The 22,556-nt window shown below is 41.6% G+C and carries 16 protein-coding genes; 4 read left to right on the forward strand and 12 right to left on the reverse strand.

Going from position 1 to position 22,556, the window contains the following annotated elements; all coding sequences use genetic code 11:
* The first annotated feature begins 211 nt into the window (after window positions 1-211).
* Both J2Z69_RS11710 and J2Z69_RS11715 read left to right on the forward strand, forming a co-directional pair.
* Window positions 212-1,354 carry a YhgE/Pip domain-containing protein gene (locus J2Z69_RS11710; RefSeq protein ID WP_209862501.1) on the forward strand — a complete coding sequence of 381 codons (1,143 nt, stop codon included), beginning with the start codon at window positions 212-214 and terminating at the stop codon, window positions 1,352-1,354.
* Between the two features lie 92 nt (window positions 1,355-1,446).
* The gene (locus J2Z69_RS11715) at window positions 1,447-1,974 is read left to right on the forward strand and encodes a PadR family transcriptional regulator (RefSeq protein ID WP_209862504.1); all 528 of its coding nucleotides are present in this window, start codon (window positions 1,447-1,449) and stop codon (window positions 1,972-1,974) included.
* Window positions 1,975-2,238: 264 nt separating this feature from the next.
* Here J2Z69_RS11715 and J2Z69_RS11720 read toward each other — a convergent pair whose 3' ends face one another.
* From J2Z69_RS11720 to J2Z69_RS11750, 7 genes are all read right to left on the reverse strand, one after another.
* The gene (locus J2Z69_RS11720) at window positions 2,239-2,715 is read right to left on the reverse strand and encodes a hypothetical protein (RefSeq protein WP_209862519.1); all 477 of its coding nucleotides are present in this window, start codon (window positions 2,713-2,715) and stop codon (window positions 2,239-2,241) included.
* A 143-nt stretch (window positions 2,716-2,858) separates the two neighbouring features.
* Window positions 2,859-3,533, reverse strand: coding sequence for an ABC transporter ATP-binding protein (locus tag J2Z69_RS11725; RefSeq protein ID WP_245339233.1), 675 nt, complete (start codon window positions 3,531-3,533; stop codon window positions 2,859-2,861).
* 3 nt (window positions 3,534-3,536) lie between these two features.
* The gene (locus J2Z69_RS11730) at window positions 3,537-4,826 is read right to left on the reverse strand and encodes a hypothetical protein (protein WP_209862522.1); all 1,290 of its coding nucleotides are present in this window, start codon (window positions 4,824-4,826) and stop codon (window positions 3,537-3,539) included.
* The gene (locus tag J2Z69_RS11735) at window positions 4,823-5,791 is read right to left on the reverse strand and encodes a hypothetical protein (protein ID WP_209862524.1); all 969 of its coding nucleotides are present in this window, start codon (window positions 5,789-5,791) and stop codon (window positions 4,823-4,825) included. The genes J2Z69_RS11730 and J2Z69_RS11735 overlap by 4 nt, the downstream gene beginning before the upstream one ends.
* Window positions 5,792-6,425: 634 nt before the next feature.
* Window positions 6,426-6,686, reverse strand: a complete 261-nt coding sequence (locus J2Z69_RS11740; RefSeq protein WP_209862526.1) for a helix-turn-helix domain-containing protein — start codon at window positions 6,684-6,686, stop codon at window positions 6,426-6,428.
* A 17-nt stretch (window positions 6,687-6,703) separates the two neighbouring features.
* Window positions 6,704-7,696: a hypothetical protein gene (locus J2Z69_RS11745; RefSeq protein ID WP_209862529.1), complete on the reverse strand. Its 993-nt coding sequence runs from the start codon at window positions 7,694-7,696 to the stop codon at window positions 6,704-6,706.
* A 369-nt stretch (window positions 7,697-8,065) separates the two neighbouring features.
* A complete protein-coding gene (locus J2Z69_RS11750; protein ID WP_245339234.1) occupies window positions 8,066-8,809 on the reverse strand; it encodes a hypothetical protein in 744 nt (247 codons plus the stop codon).
* A 352-nt stretch (window positions 8,810-9,161) separates the two neighbouring features.
* Between J2Z69_RS11750 and J2Z69_RS11755 the strand changes: the two genes are divergently transcribed.
* Window positions 9,162-9,617 (forward strand): flavodoxin domain-containing protein, encoded by a 456-nt coding sequence (locus J2Z69_RS11755; RefSeq protein ID WP_209862533.1) that lies wholly within the window; start codon window positions 9,162-9,164, stop codon window positions 9,615-9,617.
* Between the two features lie 42 nt (window positions 9,618-9,659).
* Here the strand turns inward: J2Z69_RS11755 and J2Z69_RS11760 are convergent, their stop codons facing one another.
* Window positions 9,660-10,265 (reverse strand): tetratricopeptide repeat protein, encoded by a 606-nt coding sequence (locus tag J2Z69_RS11760; protein WP_209862536.1) that lies wholly within the window; start codon window positions 10,263-10,265, stop codon window positions 9,660-9,662.
* Between the two features lie 6 nt (window positions 10,266-10,271).
* Window positions 10,272-11,048: a recombinase family protein gene (locus tag J2Z69_RS11765; protein WP_209862539.1), complete on the reverse strand. Its 777-nt coding sequence runs from the start codon at window positions 11,046-11,048 to the stop codon at window positions 10,272-10,274.
* 161 nt (window positions 11,049-11,209) lie between these two features.
* Between J2Z69_RS11765 and J2Z69_RS11770 the strand changes: the two genes are divergently transcribed.
* Complete coding sequence (locus J2Z69_RS11770; RefSeq protein ID WP_134754430.1) at window positions 11,210-11,416, forward strand: helix-turn-helix domain-containing protein; 207 nt, start codon at window positions 11,210-11,212, stop codon at window positions 11,414-11,416.
* Window positions 11,417-11,418: 2 nt separating this feature from the next.
* Here the strand turns inward: J2Z69_RS11770 and J2Z69_RS11775 are convergent, their stop codons facing one another.
* The 3 genes from J2Z69_RS11775 to J2Z69_RS11785 form a co-directional block, all read right to left on the reverse strand.
* A complete protein-coding gene (locus J2Z69_RS11775) occupies window positions 11,419-12,267 on the reverse strand; it encodes a replication initiation factor family protein (RefSeq protein ID WP_209862542.1) in 849 nt (282 codons plus the stop codon).
* Window positions 12,268-12,827: 560 nt separating this feature from the next.
* Window positions 12,828-13,292: a YxiF family protein gene (locus tag J2Z69_RS11780; RefSeq protein WP_209862546.1), complete on the reverse strand. Its 465-nt coding sequence runs from the start codon at window positions 13,290-13,292 to the stop codon at window positions 12,828-12,830.
* An 18-nt stretch (window positions 13,293-13,310) separates the two neighbouring features.
* Window positions 13,311-22,550 (reverse strand): fibronectin type III domain-containing protein, encoded by a 9,240-nt coding sequence (locus J2Z69_RS11785; RefSeq protein WP_209862549.1) that lies wholly within the window; start codon window positions 22,548-22,550, stop codon window positions 13,311-13,313.
* Window positions 22,551-22,556: the final 6 nt, after the last annotated feature.

The following is a 22,556-nucleotide window of genomic DNA, read 5'->3' on the forward strand; positions in this document are numbered from 1 at the left end:
AAAGGTCCTTTTTTTGGTTTTTCTATTTTTAAGCTAATAATATCTCAGTAGTTCATGCATGCTTAGGAGTAAGATGCATTTATTATTTAGTTCACAGATATTTTAGTTCACAGATTATGCACTTTTTTTCACGGGTTCGGCTTGACTTAAAACTCTAGATAAACTACTCTAATTAAAGTATATAAAATAAAGTATAAGGGTGGAGAAGTCAGTGTCAGCATTTTTTAAAAATAAGGCGATCAAAAGTGGAATATTCATGATGGTGTTCTATCAGATCATCATGATTGGAATATTCATGTCGGGATATAGCGCTATACCCAAAAATATAAGCAACCTGTCCGTAGCGATCGTCAATGAAGATACACAGTCGGGTGTACAGTTCGTAGAACAGATGAAAAAGCAGCTTCCTTTTAAACTCGTTACGAATGATTCACTAGATCAGGCGAAAAAAGAACTTGAAGATCGAGAAGTTCATTTAATCATGCACATTCCTCAAGACTTCACTCAGAAACTGTCCAAGCAAGGGGAAAAAGCGAAGTTAGATTTCTTTATTAATGAATCTAATCCAGCAGCAATCAACAGCAGCATGCAAAATGTAGCCGATCAGATCTCCAGCAAACTCACCAGCCAAATTCAGACTCAAAGTTTCGAAGGTCTATTGCAAGGCATGAAAGTCCCCGCAGATCAATCCAAACAAATGGTTGAAAGTGTCATGACCAAGATCACATCTAACATAGTGATTACGAACCCTGCTCCAACGGGAATGCACAACCAGATGGCACCCATGTTCCTGACAATGGCTTCGTATGTCGGTGCTATGATCTACTCTATGATGAGTATTGGCGCGCTGAATTACTTGAAGACGAATATGAACAAATGGAAAGCCTTCCTTTCCCTTCAAGGCGTGAACTTAGTTCTTTCAATTGTTGCCCCTTTGGTGGGTCTAGCCATTTACTTTGCGATTCAAGGCTATAGTGCAGATATCTTCTTCAAAATGTGGATGGTGCACGCTTTAGAATTATTCGTAGCCATTGAATTCACTAGTATCTTCTGCCTAGCGTTTGGTCAAGCCGGTATGATCTTGAATCTGCCATTGCTGCTGTCCCAGACCATTGCTAGTGGAGCCGTGCTTCCACAAGAAATCATGCCGGGATTCTTCAAGGCACTCAGCCACATTTCACCGATGTTCTACACCGTTCATTTGGATTACAATATGCTGTTTGGCGGTGGCAAAACTTCGGTATATCTGTTAGGACTTATCCTTGTTGGCGTAGTAGCTTTAGCTATTAATGCTATCATTCACCTGCTCAAACCTGTTAAAACAGTACAAATCGCAACCCAGTCTGCACAGTAACCTATTTTCATGTACACTATAATAAAAGGACTAGCTAAGACTCGTAGTCTCGGTTAGTCCTTTTATTCAATATGTGAATAAGGGGGAACACCATGTCGCTTCAAATCTTTATTCTCGGTACCTTGAGCGAGGGCGATCACCATCCATACGACTTGAAGAAAAAAGTGCTCAAACCACTTGAAAAAACCATATCCATAAATGATGGAACTCTGTATTATAATTTCGAAGTACTTTTAAAGAAGGGATATATCCAGAAAAAAGATGTCATTCAAACAGAGAATCGTCCCGAGAAAACGACCTATGGAATTACGGATCTCGGACGTCAAGCTTTGCAAGAAGAGATCTACGCTGCTTTTCAGAAATGTACGGATATAAAATCCCTATACTCCTCCTTGGTCTTCTTAGATAAGGTAGATGCCACCAAACTTGCCTATTTAATAGAGGAAGCCATCACGAAACTTCAAAAACGAGCCACTCTTATTGAAGACACAGATCCTACCTTCCCTGATGTGATGCCCAAAAAACAAAAACCGATTCAGCTCATCGCTGATCATGCCTATCATGCTGTACAAAATGATATTGCTTGGCTCAAGAAAGTCTTAGCTTATGTGCGAGAATAAATTGGCGATATATTGTTGCATCTTTTTCTAAAAGAACAATTTAAACTTAGTAAATTGGGAAAAGAGCATCTACTCAAGAGCTTCTAAATAAGAGCTGCTAGATAGTAGCTTCTAAATAACAGTACGCAATAAGAGCCTCTAGATAACAGTATCCAAAAGAGCGCAACTATAGTAGATAGATTTCTATAGTAATATTTTCTATTACAGAAAAAGAGCTTCCCCCACAGGGGTTGCTCTTTTTTGGTTGCTTATAGGTGGGTCATATTATTCTCCAACAAAAGCTGCAGACCCATTATCCCCGGTGTAAAGCGGTGCACCTGGTTTGGTGACGAAACAGATGATCATCTTAAAAGCCATGCCTTTACTGATATTTTGTTTAAATGTGAGAATAAAGCTTTGACCCTTACTCCCTGTGGTTTGAATCGACACATTCGCGGCCGTGAGCGAATTCGTGCTATTCACACTATCGTTCATTCCTAGCGTTGCAATATTTGTTGGCGTTTGTTCGGATGTGCTCTGAATCCAGTAGTTCTTAGGATCAATTCCTTTCACCTGATCTACGGGCTGATCATAAGTAACTTGAAGCTGGTTTGGTGCAATTTGACGTAGACTCGTGAGCATCGGGATTGCAGTTACAGGCTCTGCGTAAGTTTGATGACTCCTAGCATCCACTTGAGGTACAGTAACCATCGTGCAGGCCATCAATGTGCCTAATATAGATGTGACGAGAAGTTTTTTCATGTTGTTCCCTCCTGACATTATTCAATCTAGAATAATTTTCCCAGAGGTGAGCGAATTCATTCATCTGTAAGTGAGATATTAAAACTTGATAACTATAATGAACCTTACTAAAAAGCCATCAATCATTAGAATGATGGCTTCTGTTAGCTATTCACATAATTCAATTTCTTATGTTGAAGTTCGTATATATGCTGGCAGTGACTGGATACAGAATCATCATGCGTAACAATTATAAGGGTCATCCCTTTGTCATGAAGGTCATCGAAAATTCTCAAGATAGACTTCTCTGTTTCTTCATCTAGTGAGCCTGTGGGCTCATCTGCAAGAAGTATAGATGGTTCTTTAACAATTGCACGTGCTATCGCTACTCTTTGACGTTCACCCCCTGAGAGGGTGGATACATTTCTTTTCATCGCATGATATATCTCTAAATCATGTAGCACTTTTTCAACTTTAGTTTTTATCTGTTGTTTCGGCATATTGCTGTACTGTAGAGGAAGGGCTATATTATCAAAAACATTTCTGTCATCAAGCAAATTGAAAGCTTGTGTTACAAATGCTATGTTCTTTTTACGATATTCTGCCCACTCATTGGCATTATGGTTAGAAATATTCGTTCCATTAAATAACATGTCACCTTTTTCAAAAGAAATGAGCCCTCCTAAGATATTTAGTAAGGTTGATTTCCCACATCCGCTCTTACCTTTAATAGCGATCGAATCTCCTTTGGATACTTTAAAATCTAGATCCTCTAATATGTTTTCGTATCGAGTTCCATTTTTAAAACTCTTTTTAATACCTGTTAATTCAAGCAACATATTCTATACTCCACCTTCAATGTTGATGTAATCTGTCATTGAGTTTGACAAGAGTTTCCGAGCAAGTAGTATGCAAATTATAATACTCATAGCAAAGCAAAGAACTAAGATTAGTAATTGCGTTTCCATATCGCCTAATTTTAAAATTTCGTAAAGAACTAAAAAGTTAGTAAGATATGCCGCTAGTAGAATAGTACTGATTTCTAACCATAACATATAGATAAGTCGATTTATTGTTGCTCCATTAATATAGTGGATTGCAAAAGAGGACAATCTTCTCTTCTGCTGCAACAAAAGTATTGTGATGATTACAATAAGATTCAATATAAAGGTAGACACAAATATCGATTGTATCAACGTTCTGTTCTCCTGTACTACCGTCATTAATCCTCTATATTTTTGAAAATGTGGGCTCAAACCAATAAAGGAATAACCTGCAAAAGAAGTGTTCTTAGAAATTGCTTCTACTCGTTGCATCATTAATTTATTTTGTAATGCGTTGTTTTCCGTTACAAGATATCCATTAGCCACGGCAAAATAACTAGCTTGTTGAAACACCTCATCAGTTTTTGATGCTGGAATTCCATAATCTCTGTAAGGCAAAATTACATATTTGTTAAGGTAGAACTCCGTATTGCTGTTAAAGTATACCTTACTGTTCTCCTTGAGAAATCCAATGATTTTTACAGTAAGCGGCTTATTATAGTAATTAATAGTTGTTTCGTCTCCCACCTTATACAAATTCTGATAAGAGGAACCCAGTAAGACGGGCATTACGCTATTATCTTTAAAATCTTCATCATTCCATAAACGACCATTTTCTACTTGCAATCCAAAATAATTCATTGCCTGCTTGTTCATTTGAAAAGATTTAACTGTAGTAAATATATCATCACCAACTTGTACTTGATTCTTTTTGCTGCCTTGCTCATATCCTTCAATTAATTCTTCGGGTAGCCCTTTATCTTTTAGATAAATAAATTGATTAAACATAGCCAGATAGTTGAAATCACTAGTATTGTTGAGTTGTTTGTAGTAACTCTTAAGACGAACTAAATAATCAGGCTCACTAACAAATTCCGCATACTTATCGCCATCGTAGAATCCATCTAGTAGCTGATAAATTGCTTTTCCTTCGTAAATTTTTTGAAGACTAGTACTCTCATATTCCAATTCTCCTTTAAACGCCACAAATGTTCCCAATATTACAAAGAACAAAGTCAGGTGAAAATAGATCGATAGACTTAAAAATTTATGCTTCTTAAAATAATATATCAATTCTCTAACTTTCACTGTTTAGCTACACCTCGATTAGAATTATTTAGCCACAAAAATACCCCTAATATGATGCAGGCGATGAAAAGGAATAGACTCATTACCCATATCATTTGCGCTAGTGTGATAATCGCTTCAGCATCAAAGGTGAAAAATAAAATCATAGATAGAATTCCAGAAACAGTAATGTTCATGATAATTTTTAAAAATGATTGGGTGTATACTTTCTTTTTTGAAATTCCTAATATGAATAAAACGTACATAAGCTTCTTTTCTTTTTCATACCAATATCTCATGAAGGCTATGATGCTAATCAATATTAAGAGATAGAATTCAAAAACTAATAGCTGATAAATAAATGGTATATCGGCGGTTTTAGTTAAACCTTTTTGCTCATCTTCCAAAACATTAAAACTTGGATTTTTCTTAATGATTTCATTCGTGATTAAATTAATATTTTTTTTACTGCTACCATCTACAACAATTTTTGTATAATCACCTGCTGGTCCTTTGATTGGTTTGTTCAGTAGAGCAATATAATCAATTGAGCTTGCAAATGAAGCTCCCATAGTACCAGTCACTTCGTAAATTTCCCCATGAGCAGATATATATTTTTTTCCTTTGATTTCTTTAGTATTTTTTTCAAGTTCTTTTCCAATTACAGCTTTCTTTGTATTGTCACTTTTCGAAAAGAATTTACCTGATAACATTGGAGGTGACCATTCTCCTTTATTCTCCAGTAACAAACGATATGTATCATCGTATTCCAAAAAAAGTCTATAATTAGGCTGCGAAATATTGCTTATAAAATTTTCTTTGTAGTCTTTGGTACTGAGGACGACATGTTGAGGAGTATATAATTCATTCGATAACTCCTGAAATTTTTCTTGTTTACCTGTATAGGTTAAAAAGCAGTAGCATAGAGTCAATAAACTTAGAAAAATGAAAATAAATATAATATCTTTTCTTTTGAGGGTAAACATGTACTCTCCTCATTTCACATTGATAAAAGTAGAAGCTACTTTGCGTAACAAAGTAGCTTTCTTTTTAAATGAAAGTTTTAATAGGTATTAACGTCCCTATAAAACCTCCTATTAATAACTAAAATATAACATAATTTTCTAAAGTTTAAAAAAGTGTATGCCTATCAACACTCAGAACATAGAAATCAATCAATTGTATGATGTTGACGAAGTAAGTAAAATAACCTCTCTAAGCGTGACTGTGAGTCACCTGATTTATTACTCATTGGATTAAGAACAAAAGAGTCATTACTGAACAAACATATAAGCGTGATTATTCGCAGACAAACCTCCTTAATATCTTGATTGAGTGAAATTATGGTGAATGCAACTAATTACTTAAAAGTATTCTCCAAAATTTTTTTAGGAAGGCTGAATTCTCCCCAACCGCTACGCATTTATCTTACAATAAGTATAAAAAAATTCAGAAAAAAGGTAGACCACCTATGAGTCTACCTTTTCTATTATGCGTTTGTCTTTGGCAACCAAATAATATGGATTTAATTCCGATTTCGATAAGTGATCTTACCTTTCGGATTCGCATTCCAGTGAAACAGCAAAAAACAAAAAACACCGGGAAACCCGGTGCTACGCGCTAACGCTGAAGAAGTGCTTCTTTCATTTGTGGAACCGACATTCCCTGGCTCTTCATCGTTCGAATCCGAAGAATGAGAGCTACGGTCTCTACTCGTCGATACCGACGGGTTAGATTCTCTTCTGCTTGTTCAAAAGGGAGCATCCCTTCTTCTGTATAATATTTGAGTGTGCTGTAGCGAGAATCTGTAAGCCGTACTAATTCACCAATGGATACGAATTCATCGGCCAATATAGTCTCCATGGAACGTTGTCTAGACATGTATTAACCTTACTCCTTTAGAGGGGACGCCTTGGAAGTAGACGAACACCATGAATAGGAATTCTTCCGATAATGGCATGAGGTACTGCCTCATATATAATATTATCAATTTTTATAATAGAAATCACCCCTTCGTGTAGAACCGTATACTTATGACCCTGTTCTTCCAGCCGTGCTAACACATCGTGCAGCCGCTCCCTAGCATTAGGAAGCATCTTCTCTGTATCAATGAATACAGATTGAGATCGCTCCAGAATAGGATAGACGAAATTCAAACCACTGCCGCCTTGGGTCTTAACGAATGATTTTTTGAAATTTAGAAAATACTTGATAGCCATTTCGATATCATGGTGGATTTGAATGCTGAACAATTTTTTGCCTAAAGGCGTATGACGATGGCACTCTTCCATACGAATCGATACCTTCTCTAGTTCGTTGCCTGAAAAGAAATCATGCATACACCCACTCTCTCGAAAAAGCCACAGCATACAGATATTTTCATCACTAAGAGGTCCCTCCTCTAGAAAATCGGCACGAATCCCTTCCGTAATTCGAGAGTACTCATAAGCATTACTGCGATACTCCTTAATTTCTACACCTGAGGAATAAAAGAGTAAATCACAGCCCAATAAGTTTGGTATTTCCTCAAGCAGATACCTTGCCTTCAGATCATTAGCCATCGTACGCTCAAATTTGACTAACTTTCGTTTGGATAACGTGGAAGCCTTCTTCAACCACCAAAATAGTTCACCACTAACCTCATTATTTCTACGTGTAATAGGTTTTAAAATCGTAGATAAATACCCTTTGGGTTGCATCGCATCCCATGTATTAGGATGCACCGATAATTGGTTATCCGTCTCCGTGAAACCATGATTCAAATAGACATCCAGAATGACGGCCGCTGCCGTACAGCGGAGGGCTACTTTTTTTGCTGTAGTCATCGAAAGACTACGCTGTGCATTCAGAGCAATTAATGCGAAACTTTGTGCTAATGATAACTCTGCCATAGAAAGGACACCCCAATTCATAAATTTATCTATGATGTCTGAAGTGAAGTTGAACAATTTTAATCTTTAGTAATTTATTACTCACTACTTACTACTTACTACTTACTACTTACTACTTACTACTTACTACTTACTATATACACTATTTGTATCAATATGTAAATGTTTGGTGTGTTTTCCCACAAGAAACCCCTATAAGAGGGGTTAATATTATGCATACTATGAAATGAGCAGAATAGTAAGTAACTTTTCTCCGTGATACACCTATTAAGAAAAAGAACAATATAGTTACAATTTCTGTAATTAAAAAGAACCGTAACGGTGGTCCGTTACGGTTCTTCATTCAGCTATACAGTTAGTTAGGCAAGCTTATTCCATGCCATGCTCTTCACGGATTTTGTATAATCCTTGAAGAAGTAGATCAGAAGGCTCACGATTCAACAGATAATGTGTTAACAATAGATTAATCGGGAAAGCGCATACGTTATTCCCATCTCGGATAGCAGGGAATCCCACTTCAAACACAGGACCATGCTCCTCGTTCCAATCCAGACCCGCATGAACATCTTCAGGTGCAAATTCGGCTTGCACATCTGAGATCCATTGTGGAATGAGCTGCTGATCCATCAAGGTCTTGGCTTCCTCTTCATTCGCCATCGGTTCAGGCAAAGTTGCTCCGCCCTCCTTCTTCATCAGTTCGAAGAAGAATGATCCCATCCATTCGGCACTATTACCTCCAGACTGGAACTTCGCAACCAGCTCACGTAGGAAGAACCCACACTGATAAGCATGTCCCGATGCATCTCTCACTTGAAAAACAAATACCGGTCCATAGATTTCTTGGTTCAATACTTGGACTTGGACATCATCAAAATGCGTCTGCAAAGTCACTACACCGTTATGTTGAACCGCTTCAATGAGTTCTACCCACTTTTTATGGTCCTGTTCGACTTCTTCCTGAGTTGTTTCATGTGTTGCTTCTGTTGGTTCTGTTGGTTCTGTTGGTTCTGTTATTTCAGTTGATTCGGTTAGTTCATGATTTGGCTCGTTTACTTTGTTCGTTTCTTCATTCATTGTGTCATTGTTCAATTCTTGATTTGTTTTATTGCTCATTATTATCACCCGTTTCTATCATATCATTCTATGCTTTGAAGCGTCCATTACTCCGTCTACCCTATCGCTCCAATTCTTCCGCTCTTTCTGACCCTTATGAAATGAAACATAGTGAAGGTTAAAACAAGCATTAAAAGTGCTAATTAATAAAAAGTTAAATTTTGGTGTCATTTGGCGGTTTACTGGCACTCTCTTGACAATTATTCACGCTAAATTTACAATTAAATTATCTTGATATACGAGATATTTTATACACAAGATTTATTTTATCTGCGATTGCATATGCTATTACATTAAACGGATTACCGCAATCTCAACCCACCATCACTATACTACTAAGGGAGAGAACTACATGCCTTTCCTCATTATATATGCGACCAAATCAGGAGCTACTGAGCTATGCACTAAGATGCTGGCAGAAGAGCTCGGTGACTGCACTTGCTTGAATCTAGCGGAGGACAAGCCTAAGCTTGAGGAGTATGATACCGTCATCCTAGGAGCTGGCGTTAGAGACGGGAAGATCTACAAACCGATTCGTGACTACATCAAAAAGAATAAAGATGAGCTGCTGACGAAGAACTTAGGTTTTTTTATTTGTAATGAAAAGCCCAAGAAGACTGAAGAGATCATTGAGCAAAATTTCTCCAAAGACTTACAAAGCGCAGCGATTGCGATCGCATCCTTCGGAGGCTATAAAGCCTATGCAGCCCCTAAAGAAGGGGAAGATCAGCTCAAAGGTATTTTTGTAGATCATATCCGCGATTTTGCGGCTACATTTAAAGAACTTCCGAGCAAAGCCACGTCCTGAAGACGTGGTTTTTGTGTGTCTACGTATTTTACTCCTACGTATTTAATCTAGGGAACTCAGCCTCTGTATGTGTGCTATGCATTCCTTTGCTTTAGCCAAATTATTAATCTTTTTATATAGATTGGCCAAATCTGCATAGATCTCTATGTTACCTGGCTCCACCTTTAATAATTGGTGTAACGTCTCGATCGCCATCTCGATCTTTCCTGCTTGCTCATACATTTCACCTAACAAAGATAATCCTGTGGCATCCGCAGGATTCAGCTCCAGAACCCGTCTAATATACGGCTCCGCCTTCTGAAATTCTCCCTGTAAGAGATAGAGATCTGCAAGATGGACATGTACCTCCCGATCCTTGACATCCGTTAAAGATAATTCTATGAATATCTGTTCACTTTGTATGAATTGTTTTAATCTCTTGAGCGTAAGAGCTTTATTGAACAAAGCAAACTTTGAATGGGGATTCATCTCTAAAGCAAGATTCTCTTCCCTCAGTGCATCAACGTAATGTTCTTCACCCATCTCGAAATATACGGTACCTAAATGAATATGCGTCTCCTCTTGCATGGGATTGATCTCAAGCGATTGCAACCTCAGTTCGAGCGTTAACCTTTCGGTTCGCAGTGGGACGCAAGCATCTCCATTCAATGTCCGTCAAAGGATGGCTTGATGTAAGCCCTCCGCTAATATATCTCCATAGCGGTAAATACCGCTATAAAAATTACGTCTGTCTAATATTCGTTTGACTTGTACTTTCGTAAACATACTGCCTTGCTGTGTCTTAAAACCTTCTTCGTTCAACGATTCTGCGATTTGGGTCAACGTCCATATTGGATGTTGATCCTTTAATTCAAACACTCTGAGGACGGTTTGTGCTTGCTTCTCGTCCACTTCGATACACTTCTGACCCTTCTTAGCCTTGTAGCCGAAGGTTGCCCTTCCACCTGCATAGCCGCCCTGCTGAGCCTTCTTGCTCCGCCCCCGACCTAACTTGAGAGCGATTTCTAGCCGTTGATACTGGTCTAGCAGTTCCATCAAACCGTTAATCAGGAAATCATTTGGGTCTTTCTTGTAAATGCTGTAAGTTGGTTGTTTAATGCTCCGAACATCCACCCCATACTTCTTAAACTCTCTATGTACCAATACTTTCACAATGTCAGACCGCCATAAACGGCTTGTATTGAGGACAATAACCGCATCAATGGATTGAGCAGACAGGGCAACTAACATGCTCTGAAAGCCGATTCTGTTCACCTCAAGGGCTTCCTCATCTACCTTCGCACCGCTGATGCCTTCATCGCTGTATATGTGAATAAGATTCCATCCCTGCTCCTGACAATAAGAACGAATTTCGTCCTGTTGGTACGCTAGACTATAACCATCCTTGGCTTGTCCTTGTGTTGAAACTCTCACATAACCGATGACTTTCATGATGTTTCCTCCCCACCGTTACAGAAATCACAATTATCGAAACGGTATTCCGTATCATATCTTCATTATAGTACGGTACTCCGTTGCAAGCAATTGTTTTTTAGTGATATGATGAAAGAAACACCGCACAACTGTAACGGTAGTGCGTATCGGAGGTAAACATGCCTGTTCGGTTAAGACTAAGAGAAATACTAGAGCAAAGGAACATTAGTCAACGGGAACTTGCAAGAAGGATGAATATCCGTTCTAGCACAGTTAGCCACCTTTGCTCTGATAAAGTTAATGCGGCTTATTTTGATACATTGGAGCAAATTTGCAAAACACTCGACATTCAGCTTCATGAACTGATAGTCATGGAGGATGAGTAATATTAAAGTGCCACTGGTAATTTGCTCACAACGCCGCCCAGTACAACACAAGGTATCGTTATTACACCCTCCCATTGTTCCTCTGCAAGTCTATTGAAATCCATAGTCGGACGTTGCCGCATTCGCTTCTCAATTTCCCTACGGTAGTACCCTGTTACTTGCTTCTGTTCCAGTTCGCCGCTCAATAATTCCTTGACTCTTTGTTGAAGTTTCGGTTTCATCTGCTCAAGACCAATGACTTGTGAACACAGATAAAGTCTATTGAATAGGGGCGGAAACTGGACTAGAGCGCTCATCGGGATTTTCTCAACAGGCTTATACACGATTTCAAATCTCGTCAATTCGCCTTCGATTCTCACCCCACGCCTTTGCAGAAGTTCCAATTTCTTGTCATATACTCGGCAATATCCTGCAACTTGCCGCTGATAGCTCTTATTGGAGTAAAATGTTCCCTTTCTTTTCTTCATGTTCCGCCCCGTTAATGAAAGGACAAACAATTCAGTCAAGGGCAACGGAATGTCGAATGCTACATCAGAACGAACATAGAGAATTTCTGTTGCATGATTCCCAATCTCTGAAATCCAAGACTGGAAGTGAATCAAAGAGTCGGGAGGACATTCCAGACGAAGCGTATGCTTCCTTCCGATTCGGGCATAAACTAGCTGATACGAAAGATACGCCCAATGTTTTCCCTCCCTAACCCGAACACGGTACTTGAATCCCTTGTCCTTAACATAAAACGAAGCGTTGTAGGAATCACAAAGCCACTGACGAAGTGGATTGAAGAACTTCCAATACACATTCGTAAAATCCACTACAATACGGTCAATCGAAACCTTTACCCCTTCCATACTTAGCCCCCTGCGGAAATTTTTTAACGAATTTCCGTCTATAATTAGAGGGCAAGGTGGCTAGCCTTCACGTTGCCTTACCTGCTTATGTAAACTGCTCGTCAGCAGAGTTCTTTTATGCACAGTAACAATCGCTTTAGAAGTCAGTTCAGTTGCGGACATTATCAACATCCTTCAAGTTCCCCGCCGCTACTATGAATTGTCGTGCTATCCGTCTGAAAAAATGCATCATCTGACCTTTCGCCCTCTCTATCGGAACAAGGTATTGTTCAGTTGCGATGGATTTTGGAAAAAACAGCAGAAAACGAAGCTAACAAAAAACAGGTCAACTATGGTGGTAACTGACCATAATCGACCTGTATTTTGTATCGGCATAGCGTTATTTAGGTTACAAATTCAAGCATTAACGTACGCACAACAAATTCATGAAATCCTTATACGGGTATTACATGGGTTAGATGTGTTATTGGTTGAATGATGAGTTCATTAAGCACTGGGTAGCCCCCACCAAAGAAAAAACCTTGAAAGGCATACAGCCAATCAAGGTTATCAACCTTAACTTACCATACTACTAAATTGTTATGATATTCGTGTCTTTCAATACAGAGACCAAATTGTAGATCTTTATCTACGACTACTAAATCTCTGTATCCATCTTTAAAACCTACGAACGATAAAATTTCATTCATATTTCCCCAAAAGGACTCTATAGTCATTACTAATGCTCCAGTGTCTCTGTCATGACGATGTAAGATGGCAACATTGTTATTTTGGAATCCTTTTGTCCTTTCTTTAGTATGCAATAAGGTATTCACATTGATTTGATAATCCTTAACTAGTTCAGTTTGATTAGTTATGGTATCGATTATTTCGTACACTTTCTTTGATACTCTTGTTGTCTCCTCTATAGATAAAAAATCTTCTATAGTTACTGGAATTTGACCGCTTAATGTAGATAATACTTCTTTTCTTTTTACATTAATTTTTAGTTGCTTAATTTTTTCTTGTCTATCAGAAGACGACATCTGACTCCCCCTCCACAATTATTTGCCAAACCCATCTAAGTCTTCGGGAAAATGACCATCGTATTGATTGTATCTACCCTTATCGAATGGATTTCCTTTTGCATCATCAGCACCGTGGAAGTGTGAACCTCTTCCTAGCTTATCTTCTTCATGCAATATAATATATTTCTTTTGACCATCAACTGTAAATTGATATGCTGTTCTATTTTCCGAAGTACCGTCAAAAACATACCCATGCTTTTCGAATTGAGCTGATTTCGGAATTCCTGCTGCTTCTTTAGCATCTCGGAAGGCTTGGTTACGAGATACCTTAGAAGCAACTTCACCCGTCCCCTTACCAACAACAGCCCTTTCAGCCTTAGCAATGTCTGTAGCTTCTTCTCCAAACTTGGCAAACTTAGCAAGCTTGGCAAATTTACCACCAGGAATAAATCCGATAATTGCCAGACTCTTGTCATAGCTAGTTGAACATGAATCCGCTAATGCAACAAGATCATCGAATATCGCAACACGTCCGATAGTCGTCAACGTTCTGGCCACAAAACCTGCTGCCGGATTAAATTCGCTGATTGCATCAAGCCCTGAATTTAGATTCTGATCGTAGTTTCGAATGTATGCATCGCTAAATGGCACCCATTCTGGTGCATTCGCCCATGCCTTGAACGGCACATGTCCACTCGGATCTGTGAAGATCAATGGATTGTTTCTTACATATGAATACAGATGCAAACTCGGCGGATCGTTGGCTTCCCCTGTGTAAGTGTCTTCCGTTAAAAACCGCCCGATGGTTGGATCATAGAAACGCGCTCGAAGGTACTGTAGCCCGGTCGAATCTGTATATTCACCAGCGTATCCATAAGGATTTTTCTGAATGCCAGACTGCTGGCTTACGTTCCCCCATGCATCATACCCGTAAGTGTTAAGCAACGGCTGACTAGCATCGCCTAATGCGCGAACATCGCCATGACCATCGTAAAGATAATAGGAGATGTTCGTTCCTTCCGCAAGATGGCTCGTCGAATTAGGTTCCTGCATTCGGGCTATACGTTCCAGCCCGTACAGATTACGGCCAATTACATCTCCACTATTGTTCGTTTCTAGCGAGATCTGATCGTCATCCCAGTAGAAGCGAATTATATCACCGGCGGAACTTGTCGCCTCAACACGTAGACCGTCGCCATTGTATCCGTATTTAGAAAGGTTCGTCCCTTCCTTAACGCTGATCAATTGATTGAGAGGATCATACGTGAACGTTCGATTGGCATCACTGAGCAAATTTCCATTTTGATCGTACTTGAGAGCCACCGCTGGATCGGTGCCGTTGTTAATAGCCGTTAATCGGTTAGCAGCATCGTAGGTATACGATCTGGTCAACGACTCTTCGCTCGGTTGTAGAATTGTTTCCGCGATGCGGTTACCGACCGCATCATAGGTGTAAGCAGTCCGTGTGCCATCCGCTTGGGTGTATTCAGCCAACCGATTCAATGAATCATACTGATAGAGCGCCTTTCCGCGACCATCGGCTGCACTCGTCATATTACCGATACTGTCATAAGCATAAGTGAACGGTAGCAGCAGTTCTTCGTCATTCTTTTTATGTGTCATTCCAACTATCTGTCCATTGGAATCATAGCTATAACCTACGGTGATTCCATTAGGGGTTAACGTCTGGATGCGTCGACCTCCAGCATCATAAGTATAAGTCGTTGCACCTGCAACCGAGTCCTCCACACGTATTAACTGACCTGCTGCATCGTATTCCCGATTGGTCACAGCACCCATATAGTCAGTGGTGTTAACCAGTTGACCTGCTGCATCATACGCATATTGAATAGTTTTTCCGTCTCCAAGGATCTTGGATGTCAAGCGTCCTGCACCATCGTACTTGTATCGGGTCGTACCCGATCCATCTGTCATTGTCACTCTTCGTCCCGCCAGATCGTAAGTGTAGGATACTGGCTTCATGCTACCGGAGCTTACACTGCGAACCTGATTGACACCAGTATAATCGTAGTTAAGGACCGTACCATTTCGATCAACGATACTCGTTGTGTTGCCATTGTTGTCATACACGTACTGTGTGCTTTTTCCGAGCGGATCGGTCACTTTGGTCACACGATTCAAACTGTCGTACACATAACTTTTCACCTGTTTTTTGGCGTCCGTCACGCTTTTCAGACGGCCTGCTTCGTCATAACTCGATAGCGTCGTTCCCCCCTCTGGATCCATCACTGTCGTCAATTGGTTACGTTCATTATAGCCATAGCTCCATCTAGTTCCGTTAGGTAAGTATAATTTTATTTTGTTGCCCAAAACATCATAATCATAGGCGGTTACATAACCCAGTCCGTCCGTTTCCGTTACTACACGACCGACTTCGTCGTACGTGAACGAGCGTGAAACTCCGTTTGCATCCGTAACTTTCGTCATAAGACCTGCCACATCGTACTGATAACTTATGGACTGCCCCAGCGGATTGGTGATTCGTATAACTCTGCCCATGTTATCTAGAGAAGTCGTTGTGGCAAGATTATTGGCGTCGACTTGACGGACAATACGGCCAGCGTCATCGTATTGCGACTCGATCTTAGCACCGTTAGAATCTGTGGTCGATATGAGTTGGCCAAGCACATCGTACTCCGTAGAGGTCAGGCCTCCCGCTCCGTCTATTTGCGTTAGTATTCGCCCCATTGCATCATACGTTGTCGCCAAGCGTGCACCATCTGGTTGATTGACCGCAACTAGACGGTTTAGCGCATCGTACTCGAATTTCTGAACGTTCCCGTTTGGATCCACACTTTCCAGTACATTGCCAACAGCATCATACTGATAAGTAGCCAATTGTATGCCTGTCGTCACTGCTCTTGTCGTTACGGCAATTTCGTTTGAATCTACGGTCTGCCCATCCGCGTATACGGCCCGGATTTTATAGAAGTAGGTTTTCTTCGGCTCCAGGCCAGTCATCAGGTATGCCGTCAGCGTGACATCCGAAATTGTCGCGAGCTTATTGGCATAGCTGAAATTGGTTCCCGATACGCTGGATTGATACACTTCAAAACGTACCAGATTGGGTGTACGGTTGATCGACCAGTTCAGTGTAAACGACTTGTCCGTTACAGCAGACGGCGCGGTAAGGCGCAAGGACCGGTTCGCGACATCCATAATCAGCGAAGAGCTGAACGCTTCCCCAGAAACCGTGTAGAGAATCAGTTTTAGCGCGTATGGTCCGTTCTCCAAGCTGTTCGTGTCCCAATTGCCAAGAAGCCCATTGCTCAACGCTGTGTAACCGGTTTTCACCAATCTCCACTCTGTTGGCGAAGTACCTTGTCCATAACATAGTTCCCATTTAGCCAAGTTCGAAATAACCGTATTACCGGAGATTCCGAGCACGCCGTCTGTCTCCGACGAGATGTAGACGAGCTGAGAAATCTTCAGAGTGAAGCTACCGCCCGTACCGCCATTGGCCGCTTTAATATAGAACGTTCCTGTAGTTGGCGGCTTGAAGCTCATGCTATTCTGTCTGCTTGCTTCCAGTAGTTTTCCAGTGCTATCAAATACCGTAAGCCCATTATTCGAATCTAGAATACTACTGGTTAGTAAGTAGGGGATACCAGCAGTCAACGTTGCCCGGTAATACGAGTCGGAGTTGTCCGGCAGCATATACGTTGCGTTTCCGGTTTGATTTGTCAAGCTAATCGGATAGGCAGCACCAAGGGTCGATCCATCCTGAGCGCTCAGCGCAGTTGTTGAGCCAGCTACACCATATACTTTCAAAAAATAAGTTCCTGCGAGCATAGGCGTGGAGCATGAAGAACTACACGTCGTCAGCAAACTGTTCGCTTTGTCATAAATTTCAATCTTGGTCGTATTGGTAGCTTGTAACATGAAGGAACGATTCGTCGTTAATGCATACCTAACGTAACCGTAAGTCGGTACGAGACTTGCTTGTGGACCTGGCATCCGATAGGTCTCTGCCAGACGCTCCATGTTCATCGTAAAGTTGCCCGCCGTCGTACTTGAAGACACGCGAATATAATAATCACTTGTTGCATCCGGCGTGAAGTCAAGGGCGGTTCCTGATGCAAGTTCCTGCTCTTTACCATCATACAGGGATACCCGGTTGCCTCTCGCATAAAATGAATAAGCGGTACCAGCTGTTAATGTGACACTGTATATACCGAATTCATTGGCTGGTTGCGTATTGGAGACTAGAATAAATCCTTTCGTCTCGCTCACACGATAAGCCGTTCGGAAGCTGGAGCCGTCTTGCGCGCTAAGGGTAATTTTCGCCCCGGCCGTACCGTAGACCTTGTACGTGTAGCTACCGCTCGTTGCCGGTATATAAGCACAGCTAGTCGCGGAACATGTAGTGACCTGATTGTTCTGGCTATCGAAGAGTTCGATTTTGCTTGCATTCGTTGCATTTAATACAGCAGTCCGATTGCCTAATAGCGTGACGGCATATCGGGTATAACCTGTATCCGAAATGATTCCGTCCTGCGGTCCTGGAGCTTGAAACGGTACCGCTTCCCGTTCAATGTCCAGAGTGTAGCTGCTATTCGTACTACCTGAAAGCACACGGATATAATAAAAACCCGCTACTGTTGGCGCGAAAGCTAATGTAGTTGCCTCACCGCTAATGACCTTATTTTGTGCACTATCGTATACCTCTATACCGGTAGCCCCTCCACGCGCATAAATGACATAGTTGTTTACCTTAGAAAAGTTTACTTTATAGTACGCACTGGAAGAGAATGGCTGATTGTTTGTAGACACTGTTCTTCCGCTAGCTTCAGAGGTTACATAAGCCGAGTCGAAGCTTGAGCCATCCTGTGAGCTTATGATAATGCGCGCATTCGCAGTGCCGTAAACCTTGAGATAGTAGCCCGCTGCTATGCTTGGTGAAAAAGCACATGTGGAATTATAGCAGCGAGAGATGTAGTTGTTTAAGCTATCGTAGAACTCGATTTGAGTAGCTCCCGAAGCTGTAAGCATGAAGGTTCGGTTAGCAACAAGCTCAGCCCAATAAGTGGTTGAACCACCGCTTGAAATGGTTCCATTCTGCGGTCCTGGAGCTACGTAATCTGCCGAACTCATATTCTGTCCGATATTGAGGGTATAATTGCCGTTGGAAGTTCCTGACCTCAATTTCACATAATACACACCAGTCGTCGAAGGGGTAAACGAAATAGATGTCCCACTGCTTACCGCTAGTTGAATTTGATCGCTAGAATACACCGTAAAGCCTACTGTTCCGCTCGCACTGATACGATAGTTCTTCCCAGCAGTTAATGATGTGACTTTATAGTAGGCGACATCGTTGGCCGGAACCATCTTAGACGAGCTATTAGACGCCTCAGGTGAAGCGATCGTAATTGAATAGGCGTTTGCAAAGTCTGACCCGTCCGAAGAACTCAGTATGTGAGTTCCTGAGTTCCTCAGTTGAATAAAGTATGTTCCTGCCGTACTTGGCGCCAAACTGAGATCTAAGTCGAATTCCTTCAAGTAATTAGTGGACGGGTCCTTATACACAAGGCTGCTATATCTACTACCTGAATTAAAACCATCTTTAAAGTTAAATGTTCGATTCGCCTTCAGATTTGTGGAGAACCACCCCATTCCACTTAAGGTCACATTTTGTGGCCCTGGCGCCTCATACGGTGTCGCTGATGATATTACTAAGGGATAAACACCGCTCGTCTTACCCGCTTTTACCTGCACATAATACATTCCAGCCGTTGGCGCTCTGTAGCTAATGGCGCTGTCCTCAGTGATCGCTACTTGCTTTTGAGTACTGTCGTACACTACCATTCCGGTAGCACCTGCTGCACTAAATCCGACCTGATATGCAGCATTCATGGCAATTTTATAATACGCACTATCGCCGCCCGGAATTGAGTAGCTCAATATTTTGCTGGCCTCATCGCTCCTTATCGTAATTGGATAGGCGTTTGCAAAGTCTGACCCGTCCGAAGAACTCAGTATGTGAGTTCCTGAGTTCCTCAGTTGAATAAAGTATGTTCCTGCCGTACTTGGCGCCAAGCTGAGATCTAAGTCGAATGCCTCCAAGTAACTAGTGGACGGGTCCTTATACACAAGGCTGCTATATCTAGTACCTGAATTAAAACCATCTTTAAAGTTAAATGTTCGATTCGCCTTCAGATTTGTGGAGAACCACCCCATTCCACTTAAGGTCACATTTTGTGGCCCTGGCGCCTCATACGGTGTCGCTGATGATATTACTAAGGGATAAACACCGCTCGTCTTACCCGCTTTTACCTGCACATAATACATTCCAGCCGTTGGCGCTCTGTAGCTAATGGCGCTGTCCTCAGTGATCGCTACTTGCTTTTGATTACTATCGTACACTACCATTCCGGTAGCACCTGCTGCACTAAATCCGACCTGATATGCAGCATTCATGGCAATTTTATAATACGCACTATCGCCACCCGGAATTGAGTAGCTCAATATTTTGCTGGCCTCATCGCTCCTTATCGTAATTGGATAGGCGTTTGCAAAGTCTGACCCGTCCGAAGAACTCAGTATGTGAGTTCCTGAGTTCCTCAGTTGAATAAAGTATGTTCCTGCCGTACTTGGCGCCAAGCTGAGATCTAGGTCGAATGCCTCCAAGTAATTAGTGGACGGGTCCTTATACACAAGGCTGATATATCTAGTACCTGAATTAAAACCATCTTTAAAGTTAAATGTTCGATTCGCCTTCAGATTTGTGGAGAACCACCCCATTCCACTTAAGGTCACATTTTGTGGCCCTGGCGCCTCATACGGTGTCGCTGATGATATTACTAAGGGATAAACACCGCTCGTCTTACCCGCTTTTACCTGCACATAATACATTCCAGCCGTTGGCGCTCTGTAGCTAATGGCGCTGTCCTCAGTGATCGCTACTTGCTTTTGATTACTATCGTACACTACCATTCCGGTAGCACCTGCTGCACTAAATCCGACCTGATATGCAGCATTCATGGCAATTTTATAATACGCACTATCGCCACCCGGAATTGAGTAGCTCAATATTTTGCTGGCCTCATCGCTCCTTATGGAAATTGGATAGGCGTTTGCAAAGTCTGACCCGTCCGAAGAACTCAGTATGTGAGTTCCTGAGTTCCTCAGTTGAATAAAGTATGTTCCTGCCGTACTTGGCGCCAAGCTGAGATCTAGGTCGAATGCCTCCAAGTAATTAGTGGACGGGTCCTTATACACAAGGCTGATATATCTAGTACCTGAATTAAAACCATCTTTAAAGTTAAATGTTCGATTCGCCTTCAGATTTGTGGAGAACCACCCCATTCCACTCAAGGTCACATTTTGTGGCCCTGGCGCCTCATACGGTGTCGCTGTAAATACTGGCACTGCGTTGCTACTTGACGAAATATTGTTCGCTAAATCTTTCGCCTTCACTGTAAAAGAATACGTTTTATTTGTAGTCAACCCCTCAGTCGTATACGACAACGTTTTGCTATCGACTGTCGCAGCAAATATTCCATCTCGATATACATCATAGGCGACGACAGCTATGTTATCTATGGCTGCGCTCCAGCGCAGGCTCGCGCTGGTCTGTGTCACGGCCGTGACTGACAAGACGGGAGCCTTGGGTGCTTCTGTATCTGGTTTTGTCTTCACTTCTAGTGTTTTACTTGGTTCAGATACATTCCCTGCTGCATCAATAGCCTTTACTGTCAGACTATATAATGTATTGGGTTGGAGTTCAGAAAGCTTATTATTAGTTTCTGTTCCGTTAACTGTACCAACTACAATATTATTATTTAATATCTGATAGGCGGTTACTTTTACATTATCTATGGCTGCCAGCCAACTAAGGTTAATTGTCGTTTCCGACTGAATGCTTGATGTTAGACCGCTCGGGGCAGTAGGGGGTTCCTTATCATCTAATGTACGGACCGTCAGCGAAGCACTTCTAGCGGACACGTTACCAGCCGCGTCTCGGGCCCTTACTGAGAAGATATAATCGGTACTTGCTTTGAGATCCGCCACCTGATAAGACAATTCGCTTCCTGTAAGCGATACGAGGAGTTCCTCATTTAAATAAAGATCATACGCTTTAACCCCGATGTCATCTATCGCCTCATCCCAAATTAGATCAACGGTGCGGTCCGTTTGATTTGGAGACTTAAGATTATTGGGTATACTTGGAGGTTCTTGGTCGGGTTGTTCCTCCTGTGGAGACCCATTTCCTTGCTCCTCTGAATTAGTTGTTAGGGTTACGGATTTGCTGGCGGGGGAGACATTGCCTGCAAGATCTTTCGCCTTCACCATAAAGCTATAAGCTGTTGAAGGCAGTAGACCTGTTACCTTCATTGTACGAATGGTACCATCTATGTTAGCAATCAACGAAGCCTTCTCTTGAGGATTAGAACTCTCATCCCCCGAGCCAGTTCCGCTTAATATATCTTGCTGGTAAACTTCGTAGGCCACTACCCCTACATTGTCGGTCGATGCTGTCCAAGAGAGCTGGACAGTCCGATCTGTGGGGTTTTCTACAATTAAATCAGTTGGCGTAAGTGGCGCCTCAGTATCCGCCTCGGCCTCCGTGCCATCATTATCGACATAGTTATCGCCATTATTCTCCAATCCTAATGGAATAGCGCTGGTAGGCTCATCCTTTTCAACCTGCGCGTTGTCTGATTGTTTCACCGATAACGGCGCTTGGGATATTTTTGAATGTGCCGAAGAACTTCCTACCGTTTTATCTGATTTATTAATTGTTGCGCTGCCTTTAGCCGACGTATTTGTCCCTTCTACTTTAGTCGCGGGGTAAGGCTTGTTTGTTTTGATAGATTTCTTTTGTGTAATCCCATTTCGTACCGCGGGCACTTGTGCAGAAACCATTTCTTTCATTGCAACCGGCCTTGCCTCAGATTTAAATTCTCTAACTTTATTCGCGGGCTGAGATTTGTCTACTTTAGTGAACTTTTTTGATGTAATCCCATTCTGTGACTTGGGCACTTTTACAGGAAACGTTTCTTTCGTTGCAACCGGCCTTGCCTCAGATTTTAATTTTCTAGCTTCAGTCGCGGGCTGAAGTCTGTCTACTTTGTTGAACGTCGTTTTTGGAATAACTCTGTTTTGTAGCGCTGACATTTGTACAGGAACTGCTTCTTTTGCTGCGACTGGTTTTGTCTCAAATGGTGTAGCAGGGATTGATGCCAAATTCATTAGCATGCTAAAGCATAAGACAACTGCAAACTGCTTGAATACTCCATACCGTTTCTTCATAGCTAC

It is taken from the genome of Paenibacillus shirakamiensis (assembly GCF_017874255.1).
Classification (GTDB): Bacteria; Bacillota; Bacilli; order Paenibacillales; family Paenibacillaceae; genus Fontibacillus; species Fontibacillus shirakamiensis.